This window comes from Aquihabitans sp. McL0605 (assembly GCF_049993875.1).
Classification (GTDB): Bacteria; Actinomycetota; Acidimicrobiia; order Acidimicrobiales; family Iamiaceae; genus Aquihabitans.
Genome location: NZ_CP188252.1, coordinates 591,098 through 602,264 on the forward strand (window position 1 = coordinate 591,098; position 11,167 = coordinate 602,264).

Below are 11,167 nucleotides of genomic sequence, written 5' to 3' on the forward strand. Positions count from 1 at the left end.
TCCTGGTGATTCCGTCCGGTTCGGATGCGACAGGTACCGTGAACGCCCATGAGCGACGTCGCCCACCCTGCCACGGCCCCCGTTCCAGCGCCCGTGGACGAGATCGACGTGAGCATCGTGCTCCCCGTCTACAACGAGAAGGGCCATCTCCACCAGGAGATCGACCGGATCCGGGCGGCCATGGACGCGTCGGAGTTCTCCTACGAGATCATCGTCATCGACGACGGCTCCAACGACGGCTCCGGCGAGGCCCTGCGCGAGATCGAGGGCATCCGGCTCATCCAGTTCCTCACCAACCGGGGCTCGGGCTCGGCCCGCAAGTACGGCACCCGGGCGTCGCGCGGCTCCATCGTGGTGTGGACCGACGTCGACATGAGCTACCCCAACGACCTCATCCCCGAGCTCGTCCGCGAGATGGAGGGCTACGACCAGGTCGTCGGCGCTCGCACCACCGAGGAGGGCACGCACAAGGCGTTCCGCGTGCCGGCCAAGGCGTTCATCCGCAAGCTCGCCAGCTACCTGGTGCAGACGCCGATCCCCGACCTCAACTCCGGCATGCGGGCGTTCCGCAAGGACGTCGCCCTCCAGTACGTGAGCCAGCTGCCCCCCGGGTTCAGCTGCGTCACCACCATCACCCTCACCTTCCTGGCCCACGGGTACACGGTGAAGTACTGGCCCATCACCTACTCCACCCGGGCCGGCACGTCGAAGTTCCACTGGGCGTCCGACACCCGCCGCTACCTGCTCCAGGTCATCCGGATGACCCTGTCGTTCGACCCGTTCCGCGTGTTCCTGCCGATCGGCTTCTTCCTGCTGTTCCTGGGCACCGGCAAGCTGATCTACGACGTGATCGACAACAACTGGAAGGTGGCCATCAACACGCTGCTCATCTTCCTGGCGTCGTTCCAGGTGTTCGTCGTCGGCATGCTGGCCGACCTCATCGGCCGCGCCACCCGCGCCACCCACGAGGTGCAGCCCGCCGCCGGGTTCACCCGCGACGTCGGCCCCACGTTCCCCGCGGGCCACCGCGGCCGCACGGCCGTCGACGACCGGGTCGCCTGATGGCCAAGACCACCATCGAGGTCGATGGCGAAGACGTCGAGACCGGGAACACGTACGACAAGTACGCCTCCAAGAACCCCGTCGAGCGCAAGCTGATGGACGGGTTCTTCACGGCGCTCGACCGGTCGCTCCCGGCCACCGACCCGGCCCGGATCCTCGAGGTCGGTGTGGGCGAGGGCGAGGTCACCGCCCGCCTGGCCGAGCGCTGGCCCGACGCCACGTTCTGCGGCGTCGACCTGCCCGACCCCGAGCTCGCCGGCCACTGGGACGGCAAGGGCTTCTCGCCGCTGTTCGGCGACATCGGCCGGCTGCCGTTCCCCGACGGCTCGTTCGACCTGGTGCTCGCCATCGAGGTGCTCGAGCACGTGCCCTACCCCGAGCTGGCCCTCGCCGAGCTGAGCCGGGTGGCCCGTCGCGACGTCGTCGTCTCGGTCCCCCGCGAGCCCATCTGGTGCGCCGCCAACCTGGCCCGCGGCAAGTACGTCAAGGACCTGGGCAACACGCCCGGCCACATCAACCACTGGGGCAAGAAGGCGTTCGCCGATCTCGTGGGGCGGCGCTTCGACGTCCGCTCGGTGCACAGCCCGTTCCCCTGGACCATGGTGGCGGCGTCCGTCCGCAGCGCCTGACGGCCGGCAGTTCGACGTGATCGGGCGGTTGGGCACGTTCGTGAGCGCGCACCGCGCCGCGCTCGGCGTCACCGGCGCCGTGCTGCTCCTGGTGGGCGGCTCCTGGTACCAGGCCCTGGTCACGCCCCCGTACCGCTTCATCGACGAGCAGGCCCACGCCGGCTACGTGCTCGAGGTGCAGGGGGGCCACCTCCCTACCATCGACACCCCGATCGACGGCGCCGCCGGCGGCTCGGCGCTGCGCACCCGGCTGCTGAGCGAGCCGCAGCGGCGCCACGACGTCTGGGTGGCCAACAACCCGCCGCTCACCTACGTGCTGGCCGCCGGTCCGTCCGCCCTCACCCGAGCACTCGGGATCTCCGGCGGGCCGCTGATGGGCCTGCGCCTCGTCAACGTCCTCGCCACCGGCGTGGCCATCGGGCTCATCTTCCTGCTCGGGCGAGACCTGGCCGACGGCGACGCCACCATCGGCTTGGTGGCTGCCGGTCTCGTCGCGGCCAGCCCCCACCTCGGGTTCGTCGCCGCGCTCGGGTTCAACGACGGCGTGTCGTTCCTGGCGTCGGTGGCGGTGCTCTTGGCGCTGGCGCGCGTCCTGGGGGCCGGTCCGCCCGTCGACGCCCGCCGCTCGGTGATCCTCCTCGGCCTGGCGTGCGCGTTCGCCGGGGGCACCCGGCCGATGACGCTGATGTTCGCGATGACGGCCGGGGCGCTCGGCTTCGCCTGGGTGTGGTGGCGGCGGCAGGCGCCGGTGCTCTGGTCGCTGGCGTGGGTCGCCCTGCCGACGCTCATCACCAGCGGCTGGTTCTACGTGCTCAACGTCCACCGCTACGGCGACCCCACCGGATCCGATGCGCTGTTCGACAAGTTCGGCCGCGAGCCCAGCGGCTCCCTCCTCTCCGCCCTGACCCGGATCAGCACGTGGGAGTCGTCGTTCCGCACGATCGTCACCCGGCGGTTCGAGGCGCCCACCTCCACCGACCCGTACCGCTGGTACCAGATCGCCCTGGTGATCGCGATCGTCGGCGTCATCGCCGCCGTCGTGCTCGTCGCCCTCTCCGCGGTCCGCAACCGCGGCACCGGCGGCGGCCTGCCCGTCCCGGCGTGGATCGGCACCGGCATCGTCTCGTCCATGCCGGTCGTCCTCACCGCCCAGCACCGCGCCGGGGGCGGCGCCCCGCACCCGCGCTACCTGCTGCCGGTCCTGCCGTTCGTCGCCATCGCCGTGGCCCTGCCGCTCGTGCGCCTCGGCACCCGGTGGGCAGGCCTAGCCCTCGTGGTGGTGATGGCGGGCGTCACCCTGCGCCAGACCCGGGTCGCCGCCGACTGGCTGGCGCACAACCCCAAGGGCCCTCCGGGCAGCGAGCTGGTCACCGCCCACGGCAACAGCCTGATCCGGGGCGCCGGCCTCGGGGCGGCCGCCGTGGGGCTGGTGCTGCTGTGCGCCGCCATCGCCTGGTCGGGGCGTCGACCAGCCCGAGCCCGCTGACCACTACCGTGTTCGGTTCGTGAGTGACCGTCGCATCGCCCTGGTGCCACCCCGGTACGGACCCGATGTGGTCGGTGGCGCCGAGCTGGTCCTGCGCGAGGTCGCGCACGGCCTGACCGCCCGGGGCTGGCAGGTCGATGTGCTCACCACGTGCGCCCGCGACCACTACACCTGGGCCAACCACTACCCCGCGGCCACCACCGACGACCAGGGCGTCCGCGTCCAGCGGTTCAAGGTGGTCAACGACACGTCCGGCGCCGATCGCGCCGCCCTGCTGCGCACCATGGCCCTCGGCGGCAGCCCCACGCTCGCCCAGCAGGAGTCGTGGATGAACGACGGCCTCCGGGTGCCCGACCTGTTCCACGCCCTGCTCGACACCGCCGAGCAGTACCGGGCCATCGTGGTGTCGCCGTACCTGTTCTGGACCTCGTTCGCCGGCGGCCTCGTGGCTCCCGAGCGCACCATCTTGCGCCCGTGCCTCCACGATGAGCCCGAGGCCCGGTTCGAGGTGTTCGAACCGCTCGTCACCGGGGTCGCCAAGCTCTGGCTCAACACCCAGCCCGAGGCCGACCTGCTCGATCAGATCTGGCCCGCCCACGCTCCCGCCGAGGTGCTGGGAGAGGGCGTGCCGGTCCCCGAGGTGTACGACCCGGCCGGGTTCCGCGCCCGCCACGGCCTGAGCGACCGCCCGTTCGCGCTCTACGGCGGCCGGCGCGAGGGTGCCAAGAACTGGGACGCCCTGCTCGACGGGTTCGTGGCGGCCATCCGCAAGGAGGACCTCGATCTCGACCTGGTCACCTTCGGCGTGGGCGACGTGCACGTCCCGCCCGATGTCGAGGGCCGCATCATCGATCTCGGCCTGCTCAGCGACCGCGACAAGGACGACGCCTTCGCCGCCGCCGCCGTCTACCTCCAGCCGTCGGCCATGGAGTCGTTCTCCCGCACCGTGATGGAGGCGTGGCTCGCCGGCACCCCGGTCATCGCCAACGCCGCCAGCGCGGTGGTGGCCTGGCACTGCGACCGCAGCGGCGCCGGGCTCACCTACGACGACAACACCGAGCTCGAGCAGTGCCTCCGGTTCGTGGCCGAAGCCCCCGACGAGGCCGCTGCCCTGGCCGGTCCCGGCCGCCAGTACGTGCTCGACCACTACACCTGGCCCGACACGCTGAGCCGCATGGAAGCCAGCCTCGAGGCCATGCCGTGACCACCCCATCCGCCGCCACCTCACCCGAGCGCATCCTCGTGGTCTCGCCGTACCCGCCCGTGCGCGACGGCATCGGGTCCTACACCGTGCAGCAGGTCCGGGCCCTGCGCCGCCAGGGACACCACGTCGAGGTGTGCTCACCGGTCCCGTCGGCCGCCCACCACCACCTCGCGCTCCAGGGGCCCAAGGGCGCCAAGGCGCTGCGCAAGCTGATGGCCGGGTTCGACCGGGTCATCGTCCACTTCCACCCCGACATCTTCTACGCCGTCCCGTCCACGCCCACGTCCCGCATCAGCACCGGCACCGCCCTCGCCGCCGCCTTCAAGAGCGGGCCCAAGGTGGAGATCCGCCTGCACGAGGTCGATGGCCGCTGGGCGTCGGCGCGCGAGCAGGTCGAGGTGTCGAGCCGCAGCGGCATCGTCGCCACCCAGGTGTTCGAGGCTGCCGCCCGCGCCACCCGCTCGGTGTTCAAGGCCGCCGACGAGATCACCGTCCACGTGCCCGAGCACCAGCGGATGATGGTCGAGAAGTTCGGCGTCCCGGCCGACCGGGTCCGCCTCATCGACCACGGCGAGGACTTCACCGCCCGCGTGGCCGCCGACCAGGCCGCCGCCCGCCACTCGCTCGGCCTCCCCGCCGACGGCCACGTCTTCGTGTGCATCGGCTTCATCCAGCCCCACAAGGGCTTCGACCGGGCCGCCGCCGCCTTCCGGGGCCTCGCCGACCAGGGCGCGTCGCTGCACATCGTCGGGTCGGTCCGGGTCGACGATCCCTCGGCGGTCGACCACCAGCGGGAGCTCGAGGCGCTCGAGGCCCAGGTCCCCGGCGTGCACCTGCACCTCGGCTTCGTGAGCGACGATGCGTTCGACCGCTGGATCGTGGCCGCCGACACCGTGGTCCTGCCCTACCGCCACATCTGGTCGTCGGGGGTCGCCGAGCGGGCCCGCCTCTACGGCCGTCCGGTCATCGCCACCCGCGTCGGCGGCCTGGCCGACCAGCTCGCCGACGTTCCCGGCACCGTCCTGGTCGACGACAACGCCAGCCTCGCCGTCGCCATGGCCACCGCGGCGGGCGCACCTCGCACGGCGGCCGCCGCCGCCAGCACCTGGGAGTTCGACGGACCGGTCGACCGCCAGACCGTCATGGCCGAGATCCACCGGCGCGCCGCCGCCCAGCGCGGCATCAAGGTGAAGACGGCCACGGGCCCTGCCGCCTCGGGGGTGGTCCCCGACCACGTCGCCACCCCGCTGCGCCGCCTCCGCGCCGTCCCCCCGCCGCCGGCCACCTCGGCGCGCCCGGGCGTGAGCACGGTGAAGCGCCTGATCCGCCGCGTGATCGCGTGGGAGGTCGACCCCCTGCGCGAGCAGCTCATCGACCTCCAGAAGGCGTCGGTCCAGGCCGCCGAGACCACCGACGCCCGCCTCGAGGACATCTCCGACGAGCTGACCGACTGAGCTTCGACCGCAGCTAGCGCTCCCGCTCCGCGGTGAGCCACTCGGCCCGGTTCCACGTCACCGCCTGGGCCCCCACGGGCTCGAGGTGGATCGTGGGATCGTCGGATTGGACGAGGCACAGGAGCTGGTGGCCGAACAGCGCGCCGATCCTCGCCCGGCCGGCGAACACGTCGAGCAGCAGCTGCGCGGTCGGCCGATCGGCAGCCACGAACGCGTCGAAGCGACGCAGCACCAGGACCAGGCCGGCCGAGTCCGAGCGCCATCCGTAGTCACCGAGGGCAACGTCGCCCAGGCAATCGTTGAAGGCGTCCATGTTGCGGCCGTAGTACGTGGGGAACTCCAGCGCCGCCGCCACGTCGCGGTGGAGGTCGGCCGCCGATGACCACGAGGCGGCGTCGAGCTCGATCAGCTGATAGCCGAGGTCGGCGAGCGACGCGAGGTCGGCGGCGAGCACCGAGGGCCGCCAGTAGAGGTGCACCGAGCCGTTCTGGAGCATCGAGAGATCGGTCCGACTCCAATCCTGCTTCTCGAACAGCGCCATGCAACCGAGCCTAGGAGCGGTCCCACCCACGCGCGCCGAGGCGCCGCCCCCGTGGATGGGCGGGGACCTCGGTGCCATCGGGGCGGAGGAGATGTCCGATCTTGAGTGGGGATGGCACAGCCGCTTCCTCCCCACGATGCGCTCGCGCAGAGGTACTCCCACAGGTAGGCGGTGGGGGCGGCGATCGTGGCAGGTGGCGCCCGGCCCCGACGAACCGGCTGCCCGCGGGTCAGCCGGCGTAGGTGGGGGTGCCGGGGACGGCGTTGGCCGGAGCCGGGGGCGGGGCGGTGGTGGTGGTCGTGGTGGTGGTCTCGACCGGGGGCTCCGGGACGTCGATCGTCACGATCTGCGGGTCGTAGAAGAACCCGTCGGCCAGCGGGTCGCCGCAGGTGGCGAAGCCCCACACGATGCCGTGATCGAACCCGACCGGGCGGCCGGTGGACCACGCCCCGTCGGCGTCGGGCGTCACCGTGTCCTCGACGGCGTCGATCCCCGGCACTGCTCGGGTGCTGCTGCCGGCCGCGGCAGCGCCGTCGGCCACGGTGCGCCGCACGGTGCCGGGCTTGAGCTCCGCACCGGCGCCGAGCGAGCGCAGCGCGGCGTCGTGCCGCCGTGCGGAGGTGGACCGGAGGTCGGCGCCCGGGGCCGTCAGATCGTCAGCCGACTCCGCCTGGAGCTCGGTCTCGACGTCGCCCTGCGCGCAGTCGGTGCCGGCGAGGGTGACGCGGCTGCTGCCGGCGTCGACCGTCAGGTCGATGGCGCTGGTGGGGGCCACCCCCGTGACCTCGAAGGTCTGGGGCTCGAGCACCAACGTGTCACCGTCGCCGCCGACGCAGTAGGTGTAGGCGGCGTACGTGCCCGGCTCGAGGGTGAGGGGATCCTCGCCGGTCTCGATGTGGGGCGTCGGGTCGCTCGAGCTCACGTCGATGCTGACCCACGCGCTGGCGTCGCCCACACCCACGGTGGCCACGAAGTCACCGCTGCCGTCGATCTGCCCGAAGCCGAACCCGGCCCCGTCCTGGTTCCTGTCGTAGCGGCCGCTGAGATCGCTGCCCGCCTCGATGGCCACCAGCGCGAACCCGTCGGGCTGGACCGACGCGCACCCCGACCCGGTGACGGTGAACGCCTGGCCGGCCAGGAGCGAGGTGCGGCTGAAGGTCCGCACCTGGGTGGCGGGCCCGGCCCCCGGCTCGATGTCGAAGGCGACGGGGTCGTAGTCGATCTGGTCTTCCTGGCCGTCGATGTCGCTGTACGTGGCGCACGTCGCCTCGATGACCGCCGGCTGGGCCGGGTCGACCCAGTCGGGCACCACGATGGACACCGAACCGCCGTCGGCGCTGCCCACCCCGGCGAGCAGCTCGTCGGGCGCCGTGCCCGAGATCAGGCGGGCGTCCATCGACGTGAAGACCCCATCGGTGGGCGCGCAGCTCGCCGATGAGACGGTGATCACGGTCCCGGGCGGCCCGCTGGCGGCGGAGACCACCAGGTCCTGGTCGAGCGCGCCGGCAGGCGACGAGGCGATGGCGGCCGGGACGAGCAGCCCGATGGTGGCGGCGACGAGGGCGAGGCGGGTGCGGTGGGACATGCGCAAGGGGCTCCCTGGCTACGGCGGACGAAGGGTGTGCAGCAGCCGCGCCCTCCTCCGCAGAGGAGCGTCGCCCGCCGGACCGGTGCAGCCTGGCACATCCAGCGACCGGACCGGTCCATCCAACCCGATCCCGATCGTGACGGGAGGTGTGGGATCAGGCGTCGAGCGACTGGGCGCGCATCCAGCGGAGGTAGGCCTCGATGAACTCGTCGATGGCGCCGTCGAGGACGCCGTCGACGTTGCCGGTCTCGTGCTCGGTGCGCAGGTCCTTGACCATCTGGTACGGCTGCAGCACGTAGGACCGGATCTGCGAGCCGAAGCCCACCGAGTGCTGCACGCCGCGGATGGCGTTGAGCTCGTCCTCGCGCTTCTGGCGCTCCAGCTCGGCCAGCTTGGCCATCAGGACCTGCATGGCGCGGTCCTTGTTCTGGTGCTGGCTGCGCTCGTTCTGGCACGACGACACGGTGCCGGTGGGCAGGTGGGTGATGCGCACCGCGGAGTCGGTCACGTTGACGTGCTGGCCACCCGCGCCCGACGACCGGTAGGTGTCGATCCGGAGGTCCTTCTCGTCGATGACGATGTCGGGCACGTCCTCGAGGAAGGGTGTGACCTTGAGGGCGGCGAAGGCGGTCTGGCGCTTGCCCTGCGCGTTGAACGGGCTCATCCGCACGAGCCGGTGCACACCGTGCTCCGAGCGCAGCAGCCCGTACGAGTGCCGGCCCTTCACCAGGAACGTGGCGGACGAGATGCCGGCCTCGGAGCCGGCCGAGACCTCGTCGAGCTCCACGTCGAGGCCGCGGCGCTCGGCCCAGCGGAGGTACATGCGCAGGAGCATGTTGGCCCAGTCCTGGGCATCGGCGCCGCCCTCGCCCGACTGGATCTCGCAGATCACGTCGAGGTCGTCGTGCTCGCCCGTGAACAGGCTGCGCATCTCGAGGGCGCCGAAGTCGGCGGCGATCGACGTGAGCGCGGCCTCGATCTCGGCGGCCACCGAGTCGTCGTGCTCCTCGCGGGCCAGCTCGGCGAGCACCTCGACGTCGTCGATCCGCTCCCCGAAGGCGTCGTAGCGCGCGAGGTCGTCGTTGACCGACGACAGCTCGCCGGTGACCTTGCGGGCCAGGTCGGCGTCGTCCCAGAGATCGGGGCGCGACGCCTCGGTCTCCAGCTGCGGCTGCCGGGCCCGCAGCTCCTCGATCTTGAGGTACTGCGCCGCCTCGGCGTGGCGCTTGCGCAGGGCGCTGATCTCGTCGCTGACATCTCGCATGATCCATTGATCCTGCCCGATCCGGGCCGGACATGGTGAACCCGTCCGCGGGTCCGCCACACTGGAGGCGTGACCACCGTCCCCGAGCTGCCCGCCTTCCTCTACGACGGCGACTGCTCGTTCTGCTCGAGCTGCGCCCGCTTCATCGACACGTGGATCCCCACCGGCGCCACCGTCGTCCCGTGGCAGTGGACTTCGATCGACGAGCTCGGCGTGACCATCGACGAGGTCGACACCGGCGTGGTCTGGGTCACCAGCACCACCAGCCACACCAACGGGCCCGAGGGCATCGCCGACCTGCTGCGGGCCAGCCACCGAAAGGTGTGGCACCCGGCCGGGTGGCTACTGGGCCGCCGACCCGTCCTGTGGGTCGCCTGGCCCGTCTACCGCTGGATCGCCCGCAACCGCCACCGCATGCCCGGCGGCACCGCCCAGTGCTCCCTCCCGCAGGCCCAGCGCTACCCCGTCGAGGCCGACGCCGACTGACGCCGCTCCGGCCGCGGCCGCGGCCGCGGCCGCGGCGGGCCGGGCCACCAGCCGGCGGGCCCACTCGATCGGCGTCACCTTCTCGAGCGGCAGGAAGGCCAGCATCGCCACCAGGTGCGGCGTGAACGTGATGGTGAGCGACAGCGCCGTGATCAGGTGGAACAGGTAGAGCCCGGCCACGACCTTGTGCTGGGTCTTCTCCTTCGCCCAGAAGATCAGCGGGCTGAGCGCCTCGAACGCGATCATCCCCACCTGGGTCAGCTGCAAGATCAGCGGGTAGTTCAGCAGCCACTTGCTGAACATGGTGCCGCGCCGGCTCACCGCCCACGCCAACGTGTTCGACCACATCCACTTCACGCCGCCGAAGCGCAGCTTCGCCCACGCCGCCAGGAAGTACGTGGCCACGACGGCCAGCTGCACCATCCGGAACACCCACCCTGCCGCCTCGCTCGGGGTGGCGTCGCCGTGGCGGGCCCGGCCGATGGTGGGCAGCAGGGCGAGGGCGATGAGGATGCCGAACCGGTCGTGGTCGACCTTGCCGTAGCTCATGGCGACGAGCATCCACTCGAGGTAGAGCAGGAACACGGCGATGCCGAGCACCCTGGGGAACCGGCCGAAGGCGGCGAGGGGCCCCAGGATCACCAGCCCCCAGAACGTCCCCGTCACCACGGCGTGGGTGGGCTCGGGCATGAACCAGAGGATCCGGGCGATGCGCAGGGGCACGTAGAGCTGCGTCGAGATGTCGGCCTTGGCCTTGGTGGTGTTCGACCAGAACACGGCGTCGAGCATCACGAACAGGTAGACGACCGTGCGGAAGGCGGCCGCCCGGCTCAGCGGCACCGGAGCGAAGAGCCACCGCCCGAGGCGCGAGGAGCCGGTGGCGGTGGCGGTGGCGGTGGGCAGGCCCACGGCGGGGGCGGTCACTGCTTCCACCGGGCCCGGACGAGCACCCACTCGTGCCCGGTGGGCTTGCCGTCGTGCATGGCGATCTTGCGGGTGCGGATCTCCACCACCTTGATGGGCGGGGCCCCTGGGTGCCGCTCGGCGTACGCGTCGGCCAGGATCTCCAGGCGCTCGGGATCGTGCTGGAAGGTGCCCAGCTGGCCCTCGATCTCGGCCCGCCGGACGCCGAGCTTGGCCTGGCTCAGCCGGAAGTCGTGGCCGGCGGCGTCGATGGCCCACGGCCACGTGTCGTTCACCGGGCTGTTGAGGCTGCGGGCCTGGGCGTACATGCGGAACGGGCCGATCGGGAAGTCGTCGTCGAGGCCCTTCGCGGAGCCCATCAGCGTGACCGCGACGAGGACCACGGTGGTCAGCACCCGTGCCCGTCGTCCCCACTGTCCCATGGTCGAGACGGTAGCCGGGGGCCGCGATCCGGCTCGGGCCGAGGTAATTCCTGGGGCGCCGGAATCGCGCGCGCCGTAGCGTCGTGATCCGCACTGGGGAGCGGAGC

Annotated in this window: 10 protein-coding genes; 6 read left to right on the forward strand and 4 right to left on the reverse strand. The window is 72.0% G+C overall.

Going from position 1 to position 11,167, the window contains the following annotated elements; genetic code table 11:
- Positions 1 to 48 precede the first annotated feature (48 nt).
- The 5 genes from ACPPVX_RS02695 to ACPPVX_RS02715 are packed head-to-tail and all read left to right on the forward strand — an operon-like array spanning position 49 to position 5,835.
- Positions 49 to 1,062 carry a glycosyltransferase family 2 protein gene (locus tag ACPPVX_RS02695; RefSeq protein ID WP_426573345.1) on the forward strand — a complete coding sequence of 338 codons (1,014 nt, stop codon included), beginning with the start codon at positions 49 to 51 and terminating at the stop codon, positions 1,060 to 1,062.
- Positions 1,062 to 1,691 (forward strand): class I SAM-dependent methyltransferase, encoded by a 630-nt coding sequence (locus ACPPVX_RS02700; RefSeq protein WP_426573346.1) that lies wholly within the window; start codon positions 1,062 to 1,064, stop codon positions 1,689 to 1,691. Before ACPPVX_RS02695 ends, ACPPVX_RS02700 begins: the two co-directional genes overlap by 1 nt.
- Positions 1,692 to 1,731: 40 nt before the next feature.
- Positions 1,732 to 3,177 carry a hypothetical protein gene (locus tag ACPPVX_RS02705; RefSeq protein ID WP_426573347.1) on the forward strand — a complete coding sequence of 482 codons (1,446 nt, stop codon included), beginning with the start codon at positions 1,732 to 1,734 and terminating at the stop codon, positions 3,175 to 3,177.
- Between the two features lie 19 nt (positions 3,178 to 3,196).
- Positions 3,197 to 4,381 carry a glycosyltransferase family 4 protein gene (locus ACPPVX_RS02710; RefSeq protein ID WP_426573348.1) on the forward strand — a complete coding sequence of 395 codons (1,185 nt, stop codon included), beginning with the start codon at positions 3,197 to 3,199 and terminating at the stop codon, positions 4,379 to 4,381.
- Positions 4,378 to 5,835 (forward strand): glycosyltransferase family 4 protein, encoded by a 1,458-nt coding sequence (locus ACPPVX_RS02715; RefSeq protein ID WP_426573349.1) that lies wholly within the window; start codon positions 4,378 to 4,380, stop codon positions 5,833 to 5,835. The genes ACPPVX_RS02710 and ACPPVX_RS02715 overlap by 4 nt, the downstream gene beginning before the upstream one ends.
- Positions 5,836 to 5,848: 13 nt before the next feature.
- On the opposite strand, the gene ACPPVX_RS02720 is transcribed toward ACPPVX_RS02715, so the two are convergent.
- From ACPPVX_RS02720 to prfB, 3 genes are all read right to left on the reverse strand, one after another.
- A complete protein-coding gene (locus ACPPVX_RS02720) occupies positions 5,849 to 6,376 on the reverse strand; it encodes a barstar family protein (protein ID WP_426573350.1) in 528 nt (175 codons plus the stop codon).
- Between the two features lie 229 nt (positions 6,377 to 6,605).
- Positions 6,606 to 7,961, reverse strand: a complete 1,356-nt coding sequence (locus ACPPVX_RS02725; RefSeq protein WP_426573351.1) for a hypothetical protein — start codon at positions 7,959 to 7,961, stop codon at positions 6,606 to 6,608.
- 157 nt (positions 7,962 to 8,118) lie between these two features.
- Positions 8,119 to 9,228, reverse strand: a complete 1,110-nt coding sequence (gene prfB, locus ACPPVX_RS02730) for a peptide chain release factor 2 (protein ID WP_426573352.1) — start codon at positions 9,226 to 9,228, stop codon at positions 8,119 to 8,121.
- A gap of 69 nt (positions 9,229 to 9,297) precedes the next feature.
- On the opposite strand from prfB, the gene ACPPVX_RS02735 reads away from it, so the two are divergent.
- Complete coding sequence (locus ACPPVX_RS02735) at positions 9,298 to 9,714, forward strand: thiol-disulfide oxidoreductase DCC family protein (protein ID WP_426573353.1); 417 nt, start codon at positions 9,298 to 9,300, stop codon at positions 9,712 to 9,714.
- 920 nt (positions 9,715 to 10,634) lie between these two features.
- Here ACPPVX_RS02735 and ACPPVX_RS02740 read toward each other — a convergent pair.
- On the reverse strand, positions 10,635 to 11,060 hold the full coding sequence (locus tag ACPPVX_RS02740; RefSeq protein WP_426573354.1) for a hypothetical protein: 426 nt from the start codon (positions 11,058 to 11,060) through the stop codon (positions 10,635 to 10,637).
- Positions 11,061 to 11,167: the final 107 nt, after the last annotated feature.

Excerpts from the sequence above, each read along its gene's own strand:
- ACPPVX_RS02740 (WP_426573354.1), bottom strand. The coding sequence starts at position 11,060 with ATGGGACAGTGGGGACGACGGGCACGGGTGCTGACCACCGTGGTCCTC.
- ACPPVX_RS02700 (WP_426573346.1), top strand. The coding sequence starts at position 1,062 with ATGGCCAAGACCACCATCGAGGTCGATGGCGAAGACGTCGAGACCGGG.
- ACPPVX_RS02720 (WP_426573350.1), bottom strand. The coding sequence starts at position 6,376 with ATGGCGCTGTTCGAGAAGCAGGATTGGAGTCGGACCGATCTCTCGATG.
- ACPPVX_RS02695 (WP_426573345.1), top strand. The coding sequence starts at position 49 with ATGAGCGACGTCGCCCACCCTGCCACGGCCCCCGTTCCAGCGCCCGTG.
- prfB (WP_426573352.1), bottom strand. The coding sequence starts at position 9,228 with ATGCGAGATGTCAGCGACGAGATCAGCGCCCTGCGCAAGCGCCACGCC.
- ACPPVX_RS02725 (WP_426573351.1), bottom strand. The coding sequence starts at position 7,961 with ATGTCCCACCGCACCCGCCTCGCCCTCGTCGCCGCCACCATCGGGCTG.